Consider the following 16,876-nt stretch of genomic DNA (forward strand, 5'->3'; position numbering starts at 1 on the left):
CATTCGTATTTTATAAGTAAACAAGAGAGAGGATTTCATCGTTTCTAAAGTTTTTTCTATACCAAAAACTTTACGGAAACGCTTTTTTTCTGTACAATATTAGCATGAAAATTTTAATTACATCAGGTGGTACGAGTGAAGCCATTGATCAAGTCCGTTCGATTACCAATCATTCTACGGGATATCTTGGTAAGCGTGTTGCAGAGGTCTGTTTAGCAGCTGGTCATACTGTATCCTTAGTTACAACTAAGCAAGCTGTCAAACCTGAAAGCCACCCTAATTTAACCATATATGAAATCAAAAATGTAGCTGATTTAGTAGATACTATGGAACCCTTGGTCAAATCCCATGACAGTCTCATTCATAGTATGGCAGTTTCTGATTATACACCTGTTTATATGACATGCTTGGAGGAAGTCAAGGCAAGTGAAAAGATTGAAGACCTATTGGAACGATCTAATTCAGAAAGCAAAATTTCATCTGCTGATGAGGTGCAAGTTTTATTTCTCAAAAAGACACCAAAGGTCATTTCTCTCGTCAAAGAATGGAATCCGTCCATTTCACTAATCGGCTTTAAACTGTTAGTGGATGTTTCAAAAGAAGAATTGCTTCGTGTCGCACGCGCTAGTCTTGAGAAAAACAAGGCTGACTACATTGTGGCTAATGACCTCCTAGACATCAAAGATGGGCAACATATCGCCTATATTGTAGACGCTCAAAAAGAGAAACAAGTTCAAACCAAGGACGAAATCGCACAAACACTCCTGAGTATTCTCACTGAAAGAGAGGGCTAAAAATGGCCAATATTACACTTGCAGTCACAGGATCCATCTCTGCCTACAAGGCTGCTGATTTAACCAGTCAATTGATAAAATTGGGTCACAATATAACAGTCTTGATGACCAAATCTGCCACCCGATTTATTACTCCATTGACTCTACAAGCTTTATCTAAAAATCCTGTACAAACTGATGTCATGATTGAAGAAGACCCTAAATCCATCAAACACATCGATATTGCAAAAGCAACAGATGTATTTTTGGTAGCACCCGCTTCTGCTACAACTATTGCTAAACTCTCCTATGGTTTTGCTGACAATATGGTGACGTCTGTTGCCCTCGCATTACCATCATATGTTCCAAAACTCATTGCGCCTGCTATGAATACCAATATGTATTTAAACCCTGCAACACAAGAAAATCTAAAGCGTTTGGCAAACTATGGCTTTAAAGAAATTCAACCACGTGAAGCTTTGTTAGCTTGTGGTGATTTTGGGACCGGTGCCTTAGCAGACCTAGAAGATATTTTAAAAGAGGTACAAAATAAGTTATGAAAAGAAGAAAATCAACCGATATAGCTGTCATTGCTATGTTTTTCGCCACTATGCTCGTCATTCACTTGCTAAGCTCCGTTATTTTTAATGTCCTACCCTTTCCAATAAAACCAACCCTGGTTCATATTCCAGTTATCATTGCTTCTATTATTTACGGACCACGGATTGGAGCTATTCTTGGTGGCCTGATGGGAGTGATTAGTGTCGTAACCAACACACTTTACCTATTGCCGACCAGTTATCTTTTTTCTCCATTTGTTGAAAACGGGAATCTTAATTCCCTTATCATCGCTATGGTGCCACGGATTCTGATTGGTGTGACACCTTACTTTGTTTACAAATGGTTCCACAATAAAACTGGATTAACCGTTGCTGGGGCGATTGGGTCTATGACCAATACCGTATTTGTCTTGGGAGGAATCTTTGTTCTATTTTCAGCTGTTTACAATGGCAATATCCAAGCCATGCTAGCTTCCATTGTTGGAACCAATGCCCTAGCTGAAATGGTTATCTCAGCTGTATTGACAGTTGCTATTGTTCCAGTTATGGAAAAAATCAAAAAATAAATGGAAAAAGCATGTGAGAGCGTGCTTTTTTTTTCTGAAAATGGTATAATGAAAGCGATTAATTTTTAGGAGGATTCCAATGACCTATCAAGAAACTTATCAGGCATGGTTAGACTATGCTGATCTTCCAGATTATCTCCGTAAAGACTTACTTGACATGGATGAGAAAACAAAAGAAGATGCTTTTTATACCAATCTAGAATTTGGTACTGCAGGTATGCGGGGCTATATCGGAGCAGGTACAAACCGTATCAACGTATTTGTCGTTCGCCAAGCTACTGAAGGATTGGCTAAGCTGGTTGAGTCAAAGGGTGAGGAAGCTAAAAAACGTGGTGTAGCCATCGCTTATGACTCTCGCCACTTCTCTCCAGAATTTGCTTTTGAATCCGCCCAAGTTTTGGCTGCTCATGGGATCAAATCTTATGTCTTTGAAAGCCTCCGCCCAACACCTGAATTGTCTTTTGCTGTCCGCCACTACAATGCTATTGCTGGAATCATGATAACGGCCAGTCACAATCCAAAAGAGTTCAATGGCTACAAGGTTTATGGTGAAGATGGTGGTCAAATGCCACCTGCCGATGCCAATGCTTTAACAGACTATATCCGTGGAATCGCCGATCCATTTACCGTGGCGCTTGCAGATTTAGAAGAAAGCAAGACTTCTGGTTTGATTACCGTTTTAGGTGAAGAAACAGACGCTCTTTACCTTGAAGAGCTCAAAGCCATTACCATCAATCCAGACTTGATTGCTGAGCATGGTAAGGACATGAAAATTGTCTATACGCCACTTCACGGAACCGGTGAAATGTTGACCCGCCGTGCTTTGGCTCAAGCTGGTTTTGACTCCGTTGAAATTGTAGAAAGTCAAGCCACTGCTGATCCTGATTTCTCAACAGTTGCTTCACCAAACCCTGAAAGCCAGGCAGCATTCGCTTTAGCAGAAGAATTAGGCCGTGAAGTTGGAGCTGATGTGCTTCTTGCGACAGACCCAGATGCTGACCGGGTAGGCGTTGAGGTTCGTCAAGCAGATGGTAGCTACTGGAACCTTTCTGGTAACCAAATCGGTGCTCTCTTAGCCAAATACATCTTAGAAGCACACAAACAAGCAGGAACATTACCAGCTAACGCAGCCCTTTGCAAATCGATTGTGTCTACTGAATTAGTAACCAAGATTGCTGAGAGCTACGGGGCAACCATGTTCAACGTCTTAACAGGTTTCAAATTTATTGCTGAAAAAATCCAGGAATTTGAAGAAACAGGCAATCATACATACATGTTTGGTTTTGAAGAAAGTTTTGGTTACCTCATTAAGCCTTTTGTTCGTGACAAAGACGCTATTCAAGCAGTCCTACTAGTCGCTGAAATCGCAGCCTACTACCGCTCACGTGGTTTGACACTGGCTGACGGTATCGATGAAATCTTCAAAGAATATGGCTATTTTGCTGAAAAGACCATTTCAGTAACCCTATCTGGTAAAGACGGTGCAGAGCAAATCAAGGCGATCATGGCTAAATTCCGTGACAATGCCCCAAGCCAATTCAACCAGACAGACATCGCTCTATTTGAAGACTTTGCCCTTCAAACAGCTACAACACTTGACGGTACAGTAACAAACTTGACCACTCCACCGAGCGATGTGCTCAAGTACACCCTAACAGATGATTCTTGGTTTGCCGTTCGCCCATCAGGGACAGAACCAAAAATCAAGTTCTATATCGCTACTGTTGGTGAAACCCTTGCTGAAGCAGAAGAAAAAATCACCAACATCGAAGCTGAAATCAACGCATTTGTGAAATAACACAAAAAGAGGCCAAGGCCTCTTTTTTGTTTACTCCATCCACTTCCACATCCAGTCTCTTTCTAATTTCCAGTAATCCATTCCCAAAAAGCCACTGAAGGTTAAGAAGCGAAGGGCTGACACGTTTGAGAAGGGGATTAACTTTCTCATTCTAATTGATTTTTTTGTTTTATACAAATGGATAAGTCAAAAACCACCTGCTTGACTCAGCAGGTGGCGGTTGGATATAAGAGGAAAAGTGACTGTCCCACTTCTTTTTTGAAAATAGAATCACGCTATCCTGTTTATGCGATTCAAACAATAATGGTTGTCTAAGTCGTTATAGTGTTAACAAGATGAGATTATCACCCCTTCGCTGTCTATGACGCTCAACTGAAACTTCACGATGAAAGAATCGAGCTAGCTCAGGAAGGGTTAGGGTAGTCAATTAGCCTTTATATATACTTTTAAATAAGGATAGCTAGGCTAATAAGTAGGATTTCTTAACAAGATTTCACAACTAGCTTTTGTTGTATACCAAAAGCATCCGATTAAGTGAAACAGTCCTTCTCCCAGACAAGCTAGATACAAATTAAAAACACACTCATCAACAAATGACTAAAGAATGATTTCACGACTTCTTTCTTTTTTCCTCAGAAAGAATCTAACACGATAAACAATACTCACTTGGAGTATATACACGCAATATGGTTTCCAAAACCTTGTAGGCATATTCACAGCTTTCACCTACACTGATTTTCTCCCTACTCCTTTCTTGAGTTGTGCTGTTATTTGTAGTCTAGCGACTATTGTTTTCAAGAGGAATTTCCTCTTTTCACTTGTATTATACCTCTTTTTTTAAACGCTTTCAAATAATTATGTGCAATTCTTCTAAAAAAATAAAAAGTAGGATATTTATCCTACTTTAGATTGAAGAAAAAGTCCATTTTGGATCATTTTCTTCAATTTTTTTCTTTGGTTAGTAAACATCAAAATCTTTAGAAACGCTGATAAATTAGCATTTTAAAGAGTTGGGGGAGGATTTGAATTTGCTATTTTCTAGCGTTTAAAGGGTTTGTCTACGTTCTGAAGTAGGATATTTCTCCTACTTTCCATCTTGATAAGCCTGCCACATTTTTTGTTGGGCCTTGGCAAAGGCATAGTGGTAAAAGTCATCTGCTGCAACCCATGTGAGTTCTTTATTTGCAAATTCACTTTGAGCTTGCTCTTCCAAAATCCCCTCAATTAGTTCAATTTGCCACTTACGATGACTAAAGATATGTTGGATTTTTTCAAAACGAGTCTCCTGCCAAGAAATATCCATAGAATGATGGTCCTCAAACAATTGCAATACAGACTTTTCCTCTTTCTCCGCAACTTCATCAAAGAGACTAAGTTCTTTTTGGCTTGCTTCAGTTACTTCCATCAAAGGAAAGGACCAAAAACCTGATAGAAGACCTGAGGAAAGATTTTTTTCCAATAAAAATTCATTATTTTTATTTCGGATAATAAACCCTTTCAAATAGACAGGAATTGGCTTTTTCTTGGGTGCTTTAATGGGGTACTTGTCCATGGTCCCATGTAAAAAAGCTGCGCTAAAGTCTTTAACAGGACTTTCTTCCGGACGTGGATTAACAGGCGATTCGATGTCTGAGCCCAGGTCCATCAGGGCCTGATTAAAATCTCCCGGTCTTTCTGGATCAATTAATTCTTCCATCATGGCTTGAAAAATCTTGCGATTGGCTGGGACGCCGATATCGTAATCAACTTCAAATAAGCGACTGAGCACGCGCATAACATTTCCGTCAACAGCTGGCTCAGGAAGGCCAAAAGCAATACTAGAAATGGCACCTGCTGTATAAGGTCCAATACCCTTTAAACTCAGAATCTCTTCGTGTGTCTTGGGAAATTCTCCCTTAAAATTAGCAACCATTTGTTTCGCAGCTTCTTGCATATTGCGAACGCGCGAATAGTAACCTAGCCCTTCCCAGACTTTCAACAAAACAGCTTCTGGTGCCTGAGCCAAGTCTTGTATCGTCGGCAGGCGGTATAAAAAACTTTCATAATAAGGAATGACGGTGTCTACACGGGTCTGCTGGAGCATGATTTCAGATACCCAAATAGCATACGGGTCACTCGTACGCCGCCAAGGTAGATCACGTTTGTTCTCATCGTACCAGTCTAAGAGAGCTTTTCGAAAGGCTACAATCTTGTCTGTTGGCCACATGTTAATGCCATAATCTTGTAAATCTAACATAAAATCAGTATACCATAAAAGAAAAAAGAGCTGGTTTCCCAACTCTTAATCTGATACATTTTTCTGCGTTTGTTGCATTTGGAAATAGGTTCCCTTTGCTCTCATCAATTCAGCATGATTGCCCATTTCCACAATATCTCCATCTACCATTACCAGAATCAAATCTGCTGCTTGAATGGTTGATAAGCGATGAGCGATGATAAAGCTCGTACGCCCTTTCATCAACTTTTCAAAGGCTTCTTGAATCAGCAATTCTGTCCGTGTATCGATAGATGACGTCGCCTCATCCAAAATCAAGATTTTCGGAACACGAACAAAAACGCGCGCAATGGCTAAGAGTTGCCGTTGCCCTTGCGAAAGGGACTCTCCTGCATCCGCTAGATAGGTGTCATATCCATTTGGCAACTGTCGAATAAAGAAATCAGCATTGGCAGCCTTAGCTGCTTCTACCACCAATTCTCTGGTAGCATTTGGATAACCATAGGCAATATTGTCATGAATCGTTGCTGATTTCAACCAGGTTTCCTGTAAGACCATGCCAATTTGTTTCCGTAAGGACTCTCGGCTATAAGCGGTAATTGGAACACCATCCAATAAGATTTGTCCTTTTGTAACTGGGTAAAAACGCATCATTAAATTAATCAAGGTCGATTTTCCAGCACCTGTTGGGCCAACAATAGCAATCTTACTACCTGCAACCACTTTTAAATTCAGATTTTTCATCAGAGGCTTTGTCGGAACATAGGAGAAATCGACATCTTGAAATTCAATTTCCCCTGTGACATCTTCAAATTGCAGTTCTTTTGTCTCTTCCTCGGACAAGCGTTCTTGGTCTAAGATGGCAAATAGCCGCTCTGCACATGCCAAGGCACTCTGCAATTCAGACAAGACTGATGATATATCATTAAAAGGCTTACTGTATTGACTGGCATAATTTAAGAAAGTTGTTAATTGCCCCACTGAAAAGGTTCCACGCATGATTCGCAAGGCACCAATTCCTGTTAACAAAGCATATATCAATGCATTGATAAAGCGCGTGGTAGGGTTTACCGTTGAGGAAGCGAAAATAGCCACTTGGGATACCTTGGCGTAGTCTGCATTGATGTCATTAAATTCCCTTGAAAATTGTTCTTGTGCATTAAATGACTGAATCAAGCTCAACTGCCCAATACTTTCACTTAAAAACGATACCTGTTGACCTCGGGCCTTGGTTTGTTCTCTATAATACAAAAATGATTTTTTCGCAATATAGCGCGCCAACAAGAGGGAGACTGGTGTCAATGCAACCACCATTACCATCATTAGTAAATCTAAATCAGCCATTGTGAAAATCGTCAGAACAATCGTCAACACACCAATAAAGAACTGATTAAAAATCATCAAAAGCCCATTGGTTAATTGCTCACTATCACTACTGAGTCTAGCCACTAAATCACCCGTTGATTGCCGATCAAGATAGGACAAGGGCAAGTGTTGAATCGCATCAAAGGCTTCCTGTCGAAGAGCAGTCACCAATGTGTACACAAGACGATTCACCAATAAAGGTGTCACCCATTGGACTATAGTATTTAGCCCAATGACCAAAGCCATTATTTTTAAAATCCTCAATAAATCTGCACTCAAGCCATTTTGTAAAACAGCATCAACAGATTGACCAATCAAGATAGGCAAATAAACACTCAGCAAAACTTGGACAATACTGGCTAGTAAGAAAAGAATCAATTGGAGAGGTTGTTGGAATAATAAGGCAATCAATCGCTTCAAATTAGAGGAACGGTCTGTACGCAATCCCATCTACACCACCTCCTTGCTTTCTTGTGAACGGGCAATTTCTTGGTAGACAAAGCAGTGATCAAGAAGCTGTTCATGCCGTCCCAAACCAACTTGCTCTCCTTTGTCCAAGACCAGAATTGAATCCGCCACAGCTAAGCTATTGGTTCGCTGAGAAATAAGAATCAAGGTTTTTGAAGGCATTTTTTCTTTCAAACTATCCAATAAGCGTCTTTCGGTCAAGTAATCCAAGGCTGAGGTGGCATCATCCAAAATCAAAATCGGAGCCGGTTGTAGCACGGCTCTTGCAATGGTCAGGCGTTGCTTTTGGCCACCTGAAAAATTTCGTCCCATGGCCTCGACCCGAGTGTCCAATCCTTCTTTTTCCCTTAAAAAGTCCGCGGCTTGAGCAATTTCAAGGGCGTTCCATAATTCTTGGTCTGATATACCAGATAATCCTAGTGTCAAATTCGTCCGAACAGTCCCGGCAAATAATTGGGGTTGTTGCGGAACAAGAGCAAATTGCTGCCGCCACTCTTTCAAATTCTTAGGAGAATAGCCAGCCTGAAAAACCGCAACTTCTCCTTCACTAGCAGCATAGAGATGTAAGAACAAATCGATCAGAGTCGACTTACCTGATCCCGTTCCGCCAATAATTCCAAACGTTTGACCTCTAAAAATTTTAAATGAAATGTTTGAAAGAGCCGTTTCAGATGCCGTTGGGTATTGGAAGGAGAGATGATCCACCTCTATTTGTAAATTTTGATAAGAACTTTTCTTTACTGGTAGAGGGGCAAGAAGGTTTTCTGATTCTTGCTCAAAAATTTCTTCTACTCGCTTAGCACTGACAAAACTTTGATTTAAAGTTGTCACAACCATGACCAATTTGACCAATTCCACTAAGATTTGTAGTAAATAGTTAATCAGTGCAACCAACTTTCCTTGCTCCAATAAGCCGCTATCGATAAATTGGTTTCCCTGCACAATCAAGATGAATAACGAAGCGTTGACCACCAAAAAGGTCAAAGGAGTCAAACTAGCAGACAAAAAACCAGCCTTCATCTGCTGGCTCTCATAGGACTGATTGGCGGTGTGAAACTGCCTTACTTCTCTATCTGTCTGTACAAAGGCACGCACAACCCGCATCCCAGAAATGCTTTCTTGAATCAAGCCAACAAGACGATCCATTATTTTTCGAATCGTTGCAAAGTAAGAACTTGAAATCTTTGATATAAGGATCACAATCACAAATAGTACAGCAATCATCCCCAAAAAGATGATGGACAAATCAGGGCTGATATAAAAAGCCATAAACAGCGCTCCAAACACCACAATCGGAGCCCGTAAAAACAAACGCAAAAAGGTATTGATCCCATTTTGAATTTGCAAGGTATCGCTAGACAGGCGAGTTAAAAGACTACTTGGCCCTAGTTGATCACGGCGTTCTTTCGGAAGGGTTAGGACTTTTTGATACAAGTCTACGGTTAAATCCTTTGCGAATCCAACAGCTGCTTTTGATGCAAAATACTGGGCAGAAACCGCAACAAGAACACCTACTATTGCAAATGAGACCAATAATAAAATCATAGCAATCAAGTCTTCTTGATTGCCATGAACAATAATAGTGTCAACGATATAGGCGATGACCAAAGGAACGATCAATTCAAAAGCAGCCTCTAGTAACTTCAATAACGGAGCTAGGATGGACTCTTTTAAATAGTTCTTAAAGTAATACAATAACGATTTCATACTAAATTGCATCAGCTGCTTGAGCCGCAGTAATAATCGCTAATTTGTAAACATCTTCTGAGCTACAACCACGAGAAAGGTCATTAACCGGCTTATTCAAACCTTGAAGAACTGGACCCACTGCATCAAAGTTACCAAGACGCTCAGCAATCTTGTAAGCAATATTTCCTGCTTCGATAGCTGGGAAGATAAAGACATTGGCCTGACCAGCAACAGGACTATCTGGAGCTTTCAAACGAGCTGTATTTGGAATCAAAGCAGCATCCATTTGCAATTCGCCATCAATTAGCAAATCAGGGCGTTTTTCTTGGGCAATACGTGTCGCTTCAACAACTTTATCAACACGTGGTCCAGAACCAGATCCTTTTGTTGAGTAGGAAACCATGGCAACTTTTGGATCAATGCCAAATGTTTTAGCAGTTTCAGCTGAGTTAATCGCAATTTCAGCCAATGTTTCTGCATCTGGATCAATGTTAATTGCACAGTCTCCAAAGATGTATTGGCGTTCTTCGCGCACCATCAAGAACACACCTGATGTACGTGTCACACCTGGCTTGGTTTTAATAATTTGCAAAGCAGGACGAACAGTATCGGCAGTCGAGTGAATCGCACCAGAAACCATCCCTTCAGCTAGTCCTAATTGAACCAACATAACACCAAAGTAATTCACATCACGTAAGATTTCATCAGCTTGTGACTCTTCCACTTTTCCTTTGCGAAGCGTCAAAAATTCTTGCTTCATAGTGTCAAAGTTCGCATAGTTATTTGGATCAATAACTGTAATACCAGGATTTGAAAAACCAAATTCAATCAATAAGGCATGAACTTCTTCTGGGACCCCCAAAATAATCGGCTCCACCAAACCTTCAAATTTAAGACGGGCTGCCGCACGAACAATCCGCTCATCTTTTCCTTCAGGAAAGACAATTCTTAATTTTTTTCCTACGATCTTGTGCTTTAAGTCACCAATAAGGCTACGAATTTCCATTTTAAAACTCCTTTAGTTTGATAAATTATTTATTACAGCTTGAAAATCAGCTGGTAATGAACGTTGTAAAGTTAGTCTCTCCTCATCAAAAGGATGGACAAAAGAAAGATGGTGGCAATGAAGGGCTTGCCGTTTTATCCCAAAATCCAAACGGCCACCATATAAATCATCTCCCAGCAAAGGAAAGCCAATGTGGGAAAAATGTACCCGAATTTGATGGGTACGACCAGTATGCAATTGAATGTCCACTAGATGAACATCTCCCCAAGACTTTATAACCTCATACGAAGTGTGGGCATATTTCCCCTTTTTCGTGACACATCGGGTGATAATACTGTCTTCAGGGCGACCAATAGGGGCAATAATATCACCAGTCTTAGCCAATTCCCCTCGACCGTGTACCAAAGCATAATACCGCTTTTGAATGGTCTTGGCTTGCAATTGCTTATCCAAACGTGAATGAGCATAGCCATGTTTGGCAAACAACATCAAACCTGATGTATCACGATCGAGCCGCGTCACAATATGAATTTGTTGGTTTTCATACTGTTTGCGAACATAATATCCCTTGACAAAATTAGCCATGGTTGACGAATGAATGCTACTTGGAATCGAAGCAAAGCCAAATGGTTTATCAAGAACTAGAAAATGCTGGTCTTCATACACGATATCTAAAGGGTGTTCCACAGGAGCCAAGCGTCCGTTTTCATCTGTTTCGCTTGGAATATCAATGGTTACCCTATCTCCAATATCTAAAAGATAAACCGCATTTTGCTCTATGCCATTTACTAGGATATTGCCACCCTTAAACTTCACCTTGGCTAGCAAACTTTTTGAAATCTCATGTTTTTTCAAAAATGTTTTGACTTTGACATGCTGGTCTGCTACAAATTCAAACCGCATTACTCCACCTCTCCAATAAAGGCGTCTTTCACACGATTCCAAAAACTAGTGTGACTTGGTGTCGCTAAAAAGTGAATCTTGCTACGATCAATCTGATATTCAATTTTCTCGATGCTGTCATAGACAAAAGTACGATTATCAATTGAAATAGAATACCTGTCATTGTGTTTTGGCTCAATCACGATTTTGTCCTTTTTCGGAACAACAATGGAGGAGCCAAGCGTGCGGTAAACACGATTGTTCAGACTCGCTACCTCCGCAATTTGCAAAGCTTCAATGGTCGGATGTAAAACAGCTCCACCAAGTGATTTGTTATAAGCAGTTGAGCCAGTCGGCGTTGAAACCGAAATACCATCACCTCGAAAACGTTCAAAGGGAACATTGTTAATGATAATATCTGCTACCATCGTTTTTGAAAGTCGTTTAACAGTCGCTTCATTGAGAGCTCTACCTGTAATCTGTCGCCCATCCATTAGATGGACACGCACCCCTAAAATCGGATAAGAAACACGAGCCCCAGTATCCAATTTTAGATTTTCAATTAACTTGTCGACCTCAAAATCTCGATAATCGGTATAAAAACCAAGGTGACCAGTATGAATCCCTACAAATCGAACACGATCTAAAATCGATTCGTATTTATGAAAGGCTGACAGCAACATTCCATCACCACCAATCGAGATAACGATATCAGGATTTTTAGGTGTCAAAATAAAATTAGCTTCTTTTAACTTATCCCACAACTCTTTTGAAACTGCCTCACTTTTGGGATTGCGGCTACTGAGCAGTGCGATTTTTTTTCTATCTGTAATCTTCATCTGTATCGTCGCTATTTCCAACACCATCATTCAATTTTCTGTGAGCAGGATCAAATAAGGCCTGTGCTTCTTGAATGTCGTCCCGGATTTTTCGCATCTCCTCATCTAATTGATAGGCAATCTTTGCCGTAATTTCCAAACGTTGCTTAATTTCTTCAGGAAAATTTCCCTTGTACTTATAATTCAAAGAGTGTTCAATCGTTGCCCAAAAATTCATTGATAAAGTACGAATCTGTATCTCTGCCAAGACAGTCTGGTTACCATTAATCGTATCTACTGGGTATTCCACCACGACATGATAAGAACGATAGCCTGACGCTTTCATATTTTTGATATAATCACGCTCATGTACAATACGCATATCCTTGCGTTTTCTCAATATTGCAAGTACTTCTTCCACGTCATCTACAAATTGTACCATAACCCGAACACCTGCAATATCCTGCATATCTTGGGCTAAATTTTCTGTCTTGATATGACGTAAAATCATCTTTTCTTTAATTGATTCAATTGGCTTGACACGACCTGTGACAAATTCAATCGGAGAATGACGATTGGCCTTACGGTACTGCTTACGAACACCTCTCAGCTTGATTTTCAACTCTCCAACAGCCTGAATATACGGGTCTAAAAATTCTTCCCAATTTAACTCCATACGGTCCTCTTTCTAGTCAAAATGAAAAAAGATTTCATCTGGATGCAATAGTCCATTCTTGTCAAAAAATCGTTTTTTTTTATAGAATAGCACAAAGACTATTATACCATACGAAAGGCTTTTCCTCTACTAAAAATGAACCAATTAGAAATTGAATACAAGACATTGCTCACAAAATCAGAGTATAAAAGGCTAAAAGAGTTTTTCTCTGGACATGCCCTTTTTCAGCAAACCAATTATTACATCGATACACCAGAATTTGAACTAAAGAAAAACCGCTTATCTCTTCGCATTAGAACACTAATGGATCGTGCGGAATTGACATTAAAAAAACCACTCGACGTTGGAAACATCGAATACAATCAAGAAATCAGCTTAGAACAAGCCAATCAATTGATTCAAAAATTTGAGCTGCCTAATGGTGAAATAAAAAAAATAATCCAAGACACGGATATCCCTTTCGAAACGCTATCTATCTGGGGATATTTAACCACAAATCGAATCGAAATCAACGATGGCCTTGGACTATTTGCCCTTGATGAAAATCATTACAATGGTATCACAGATTATGAACTAGAAATTGAAGTCCAGAATCCAGATGAAGGAAAAATTGCTTTTGATTATTTTCTAAAAAAACAATCCATCAAATTTAAATATGCTAGTAGTAAGGTTGCCCGCGCTGCTGCCTCTCTTCCATCAGCCAAATAAGTGCTGATTTTTTTGTTTTAGAAATGAAAAAATTACGGTTTTTTGGTAAAATAGTACTGTATGTAGATCTCATCGGTTCAGCTAACAAACGCTGTTCCTGCTAGAACATTCAAAAGGAGAATTTTTTGACATGGTTCAACCATATGCCGACAAACAAATTAAGTTGTTTTCACTTTCAGGAAACCGAGCTATTGCTGAAAAAATTTCAGAAGCCGCTGGTATTCCGCTTGGAAAAGCCTCTTCTCGCCAATTTTCCGATGGAGAAATTCAGATCAACATCGAAGAAAGTGTTCGGGGTGTCGATGTCTATATCATTCAGTCAACCAGCTATCCTGTCAACAATCATTTATGGGAATTATTGATTATGGTTGATGCCTGCATCCGTGCTAGTGCCAATTCTGTTACTGTTGTCATGCCATACTTTGGTTACGCAAGACAAGATCGAACCGCTGCACCGCGCGAACCAATTACAGCAAAATTAGTTGCCAATATGCTGGTAAAAGCTGGCGTGAATCGTGTTGTTAGCTTAGATTTACACGCAGTTCAAGTTCAAGGCTTCTTTGACATTCCAGTAGACAATCTCTTTACAGTTCCTCTTTTTGCAGACTATTATGTTGAAAAAGGGTTAACAGGAAATGATGTTGTCATTGTTAGTCCAAAAAATTCAGGCATTAAACGGGCCCGTAGTCTAGCTGAATACCTTGACGCTCCGATTGCCATTATCGATTATGCACAAGATGATTCTGAGCGCTCACAAGGCTATATCATCGGGGAGGTTGCTGGTAAAAAAGCCATTTTAATTGATGATATATTAAATACTGGCCGTACTTTCTCAGAAGCAGCAAAAATCGTCCAAGAAAATGGTGCAACAGAAATTTATGCCGTAGCAAGTCATGGGTTATTTGCAGGAAATGCGACAGAATTACTAGATCAGGCTCCTATTAAGGAAATCTTAGTAACAGATTCCGTAGTAAGTAAAGAAAATCTACCTAAAAATATTGCTTATATCACTGCTAGTAAATTGATTGCGGATGCGATTATTCGTATCCACGAACGCCGTCCAGTTAGCCCTCTGTTTAATTATTCTGTACCCAATAAGAAATAAAAGGAGACCTGTCTTTGATTTATCTTGATAATGCAGCAACGACTTCTCTTTCTGATCAAGCCCTCCAGACATTGATAGAAGTATCAAAAGAAATATTCGGCAATCCGTCTAGTATTCATTCTTTTGGACGCAAGGCTAATCAAATTCTACGCACTGCAAGGGAAACAATTGGGAAGATTTTGGAGGTTCCTTCAAGTTGTATTATCTTTACATCAGGAGGCTCCGAAGCAAATAATTTGGCCATAAAAGGTTACGCTCTTTCCCACCAAGATAAGGGAAAACACATTATTACGACTGCCATTGAACACCACTCTGTGTTGCATACAATGGAATACCTTGAAAAACGATTTGGTTTTGAAATAACCTATATTCAACCAATCAATCAAACCATCTCTGCTCAACAGATTCAAGAAGCACTTCGACCAGATACCATCTTGGTTAGCACCATGTTTGCTAACAACGAAACCGGTGATGTATTGCCAATCAAAGAAATCGGTCTATTACTAAGAAATCATCCAGCTGTCTTCCATGTCGATGCGGTTCAAGCTATTGGAAAGGTTCCTATATCACCTGAAGAGCTACACATTGATTTTCTGTCTGCCTCCGCTCATAAATTTCATGGTCCAAAAGGAACAGGATTTCTATACAGTCGCTTGCCACGGTTTGATGCCTTAATTCATGGTGGCAAACAAGAGAGCGAGCATCGTGCTGGGACCGAAAACATCCCAAGTATCGCTGCTATGGCCACTGCTCTTTCTCATCAAATTGACATGCTAGATACCAATTTTCAAACGGTCGAGGCTTTAAAAAAATCATTTTTACAACACTTAGATGCAACTAACTACTATCTAAATCAGACACAAGATTGTCTGCCCTATGTTTTAAACATTGGCTTTACAGACCAACTGAACGAACAAATCCTCATGAGATTGGATTTAGCAGGAATTGCCGTTTCAAGTGGATCAGCCTGCACGGCTGGTGTAGTCCAAAAAAGCCATGTATTGGAAGCTTATTACGGTCCAAATTCTCATCGTCTTACAGAATCCATCCGAATTAGCTTTTCAGAAGAAAACACAGTTGCAGAGATAAAAAGAGCAACACAAATAATAAATGAAATCATTGGAGGTGCCGCCTAATGGCATTTGAACAACAAGTAACCCTAAAAGATTGCCGCTACACTTATCAGATTCATCCAGCAATCCGAAAATACACATTACGTGACAATACTTTTGAAGTCACAAAAGTTGGAAATTACCAACTAACTCGTATGTTAGAGGAAGTTCCAAATTCAAATCAAGGATTTTTGTTAAAAATCATCATCAATTCAGATTTAACTGGTTTTAAAATCAATATCACTGACAAATCTGGTTTGCATCTTGTGAATATTTTTAAAAACCAGGAAAGAACAGTCATACAAGAGAAGTTTTATTTTCTCATGGAAAGTTTAGTGGACCGTGAAATTTTCACAAAGATCGAACAATAATACTACAAAAAAACAAGGAAAATCCTTGTTTTTTATTTTTAAATGCATATACGTTGATTTTTTCACAAACATCATCTACAATAGATAATAGAGAAAAACAGAAAACGAATGGAGAAATAGATTGTGAAAAAAGAAAAAGATAGTGCGATTCCGAGAGCCACAGCTAAACGCTTGTCACTCTACTACCGTATCTTCAAACGATTCCACAAAGAAAAAATTGAGAAGGCCAGTTCAAAAGAAATTGCAGAAGCAATTGGTATTGATTCTGCCACTGTCCGCCGTGACTTTTCCTATTTTGGAGAATTGGGTCGACGTGGTTTTGGCTATGATATCAAAAATATGATGGATTTTTTTGCTGATATCTTAAACGACAATTCCATTACTAATGTTATGTTGGTTGGAGTCGGAAATATGGGACGCGCCCTTCTTCACTATCGCTTCCATGAACGCAATAAAATGAAAATTGTGATGGCTTTTGAATCAGATGATAATCCCGTTGTCGGAACAGAAGACCAAAATGTTCCTATTTATGCCATATCCGAAGTAGAAGAGAAAATTAAGGGTACTAATACAAAAACAGCCATTTTAACAGTTCCAAGTAGCGTGGCTCAAGAAGTAACTGATACTTTGGTAAAAGCTGGCATTAAAGGGATCTTAAGCTTTTCACCTGTTAATCTATCTGTTCCAAAAGATGTTGTTGTACAGTATGTCGATTTAACAAGTGAACTTCAAACCCTTCTTTATTTCATGCGCAAAGGCTAAGT

16 protein-coding genes are annotated in these 16,876 nt (G+C 39.6%); 9 read left to right on the forward strand and 7 right to left on the reverse strand.

Annotated elements, in window-relative coordinates:
* Positions 1-104 precede the first annotated feature (104 nt).
* The 4 genes from ACVR1I_RS08915 to ACVR1I_RS08930 all read left to right on the forward strand — a co-directional run bounded on the left by ACVR1I_RS08915 (position 105) and on the right by ACVR1I_RS08930 (position 3,697).
* Complete coding sequence (locus ACVR1I_RS08915) at positions 105-794, forward strand: phosphopantothenate--cysteine ligase (RefSeq protein ID WP_447443675.1); 690 nt, start codon at positions 105-107, stop codon at positions 792-794.
* A gap of 2 nt (positions 795-796) precedes the next feature.
* The gene (gene coaC / locus ACVR1I_RS08920; RefSeq protein WP_447443676.1) at positions 797-1,333 is read left to right on the forward strand and encodes a phosphopantothenoylcysteine decarboxylase; all 537 of its coding nucleotides are present in this window, start codon (positions 797-799) and stop codon (positions 1,331-1,333) included.
* Complete coding sequence (locus tag ACVR1I_RS08925) at positions 1,330-1,899, forward strand: ECF transporter S component (RefSeq protein ID WP_447443677.1); 570 nt, start codon at positions 1,330-1,332, stop codon at positions 1,897-1,899. The genes coaC and ACVR1I_RS08925 overlap by 4 nt, the downstream gene beginning before the upstream one ends.
* 79 nt (positions 1,900-1,978) lie before the next feature.
* A complete protein-coding gene (locus ACVR1I_RS08930; protein WP_447443678.1) occupies positions 1,979-3,697 on the forward strand; it encodes a phospho-sugar mutase in 1,719 nt (572 codons plus the stop codon).
* A gap of 1,084 nt (positions 3,698-4,781) precedes the next feature.
* Here ACVR1I_RS08930 and mutY read toward each other — a convergent pair.
* From mutY to yjbM, 7 genes are read right to left on the reverse strand one after another with little or no spacing between them, the layout of a single operon-like run.
* The gene (gene mutY / locus ACVR1I_RS08935; RefSeq protein WP_447443679.1) at positions 4,782-5,933 is read right to left on the reverse strand and encodes an A/G-specific adenine glycosylase; all 1,152 of its coding nucleotides are present in this window, start codon (positions 5,931-5,933) and stop codon (positions 4,782-4,784) included.
* A 45-nt stretch (positions 5,934-5,978) separates the two neighbouring features.
* The gene (locus ACVR1I_RS08940; RefSeq protein ID WP_447443680.1) at positions 5,979-7,727 is read right to left on the reverse strand and encodes an ABC transporter ATP-binding protein; all 1,749 of its coding nucleotides are present in this window, start codon (positions 7,725-7,727) and stop codon (positions 5,979-5,981) included.
* Positions 7,728-9,452 (reverse strand): ABC transporter ATP-binding protein, encoded by a 1,725-nt coding sequence (locus ACVR1I_RS08945; protein WP_447443681.1) that lies wholly within the window; start codon positions 9,450-9,452, stop codon positions 7,728-7,730.
* A 1-nt stretch (position 9,453) separates the two neighbouring features.
* Positions 9,454-10,440: a phosphate acetyltransferase gene (gene pta / locus ACVR1I_RS08950; RefSeq protein ID WP_447443682.1), complete on the reverse strand. Its 987-nt coding sequence runs from the start codon at positions 10,438-10,440 to the stop codon at positions 9,454-9,456.
* Between the two features lie 12 nt (positions 10,441-10,452).
* Positions 10,453-11,343 carry an RluA family pseudouridine synthase gene (locus tag ACVR1I_RS08955; RefSeq protein ID WP_447443683.1) on the reverse strand — a complete coding sequence of 297 codons (891 nt, stop codon included), beginning with the start codon at positions 11,341-11,343 and terminating at the stop codon, positions 10,453-10,455.
* Positions 11,343-12,161 carry an NAD kinase gene (locus ACVR1I_RS08960; protein ID WP_447443684.1) on the reverse strand — a complete coding sequence of 273 codons (819 nt, stop codon included), beginning with the start codon at positions 12,159-12,161 and terminating at the stop codon, positions 11,343-11,345. Before ACVR1I_RS08960 ends, ACVR1I_RS08955 begins: the two co-directional genes overlap by 1 nt.
* Complete coding sequence (gene yjbM / locus ACVR1I_RS08965; RefSeq protein ID WP_447443685.1) at positions 12,145-12,816, reverse strand: GTP diphosphokinase; 672 nt, start codon at positions 12,814-12,816, stop codon at positions 12,145-12,147. Before yjbM ends, ACVR1I_RS08960 begins: the two co-directional genes overlap by 17 nt.
* A 135-nt stretch (positions 12,817-12,951) precedes the next feature.
* Here yjbM and ACVR1I_RS08970 point away from each other — a divergent pair, with 135 nt between their 5' ends.
* From ACVR1I_RS08970 to ACVR1I_RS08990, 5 genes are all read left to right on the forward strand, one after another.
* Entirely contained in the window at positions 12,952-13,524 is a 573-nt protein-coding gene (locus ACVR1I_RS08970) for a CYTH domain-containing protein (RefSeq protein ID WP_447443686.1), read from the forward strand.
* Positions 13,525-13,654: 130 nt separating this feature from the next.
* A complete protein-coding gene (locus ACVR1I_RS08975) occupies positions 13,655-14,629 on the forward strand; it encodes a ribose-phosphate diphosphokinase (protein ID WP_447443687.1) in 975 nt (324 codons plus the stop codon).
* 14 nt (positions 14,630-14,643) lie between these two features.
* A complete protein-coding gene (locus ACVR1I_RS08980) occupies positions 14,644-15,765 on the forward strand; it encodes a cysteine desulfurase family protein (protein WP_447443688.1) in 1,122 nt (373 codons plus the stop codon).
* On the forward strand, positions 15,765-16,112 hold the full coding sequence (locus ACVR1I_RS08985; protein ID WP_447443689.1) for a DUF1831 domain-containing protein: 348 nt from the start codon (positions 15,765-15,767) through the stop codon (positions 16,110-16,112). The genes ACVR1I_RS08980 and ACVR1I_RS08985 overlap by 1 nt, the downstream gene beginning before the upstream one ends.
* Before the next feature lie 123 nt (positions 16,113-16,235).
* Entirely contained in the window at positions 16,236-16,874 is a 639-nt protein-coding gene (locus ACVR1I_RS08990; RefSeq protein WP_447443690.1) for a redox-sensing transcriptional repressor Rex, read from the forward strand.
* The last annotated feature ends 2 nt before the right edge of the window (positions 16,875-16,876 follow it).

The organism is Streptococcus cameli, from assembly GCF_053207365.1.

What these genes read in the sequence shown, in the direction of transcription:
- ACVR1I_RS08915 (WP_447443675.1), top strand. Translation starts at nt 105, where the DNA reads ATGAAAATTTTAATTACATCAGGTGGTACGAGTGAAGCCATTGATCAA.
- coaC (WP_447443676.1), top strand. Translation starts at nt 797, where the DNA reads ATGGCCAATATTACACTTGCAGTCACAGGATCCATCTCTGCCTACAAG.
- ACVR1I_RS08925 (WP_447443677.1), top strand. Translation starts at nt 1,330, where the DNA reads ATGAAAAGAAGAAAATCAACCGATATAGCTGTCATTGCTATGTTTTTC.
- ACVR1I_RS08930 (WP_447443678.1), top strand. Translation starts at nt 1,979, where the DNA reads ATGACCTATCAAGAAACTTATCAGGCATGGTTAGACTATGCTGATCTT.
- mutY (WP_447443679.1), bottom strand. Translation starts at nt 5,933, where the DNA reads ATGTTAGATTTACAAGATTATGGCATTAACATGTGGCCAACAGACAAG.
- ACVR1I_RS08940 (WP_447443680.1), bottom strand. Translation starts at nt 7,727, where the DNA reads ATGGGATTGCGTACAGACCGTTCCTCTAATTTGAAGCGATTGATTGCC.
- ACVR1I_RS08945 (WP_447443681.1), bottom strand. Translation starts at nt 9,452, where the DNA reads ATGAAATCGTTATTGTATTACTTTAAGAACTATTTAAAAGAGTCCATC.
- pta (WP_447443682.1), bottom strand. Translation starts at nt 10,440, where the DNA reads ATGGAAATTCGTAGCCTTATTGGTGACTTAAAGCACAAGATCGTAGGA.
- ACVR1I_RS08955 (WP_447443683.1), bottom strand. Translation starts at nt 11,343, where the DNA reads ATGCGGTTTGAATTTGTAGCAGACCAGCATGTCAAAGTCAAAACATTT.
- ACVR1I_RS08960 (WP_447443684.1), bottom strand. Translation starts at nt 12,161, where the DNA reads ATGAAGATTACAGATAGAAAAAAAATCGCACTGCTCAGTAGCCGCAAT.
- yjbM (WP_447443685.1), bottom strand. Translation starts at nt 12,816, where the DNA reads ATGGAGTTAAATTGGGAAGAATTTTTAGACCCGTATATTCAGGCTGTT.
- ACVR1I_RS08970 (WP_447443686.1), top strand. Translation starts at nt 12,952, where the DNA reads ATGAACCAATTAGAAATTGAATACAAGACATTGCTCACAAAATCAGAG.
- ACVR1I_RS08975 (WP_447443687.1), top strand. Translation starts at nt 13,655, where the DNA reads ATGGTTCAACCATATGCCGACAAACAAATTAAGTTGTTTTCACTTTCA.
- ACVR1I_RS08985 (WP_447443689.1), top strand. Translation starts at nt 15,765, where the DNA reads ATGGCATTTGAACAACAAGTAACCCTAAAAGATTGCCGCTACACTTAT.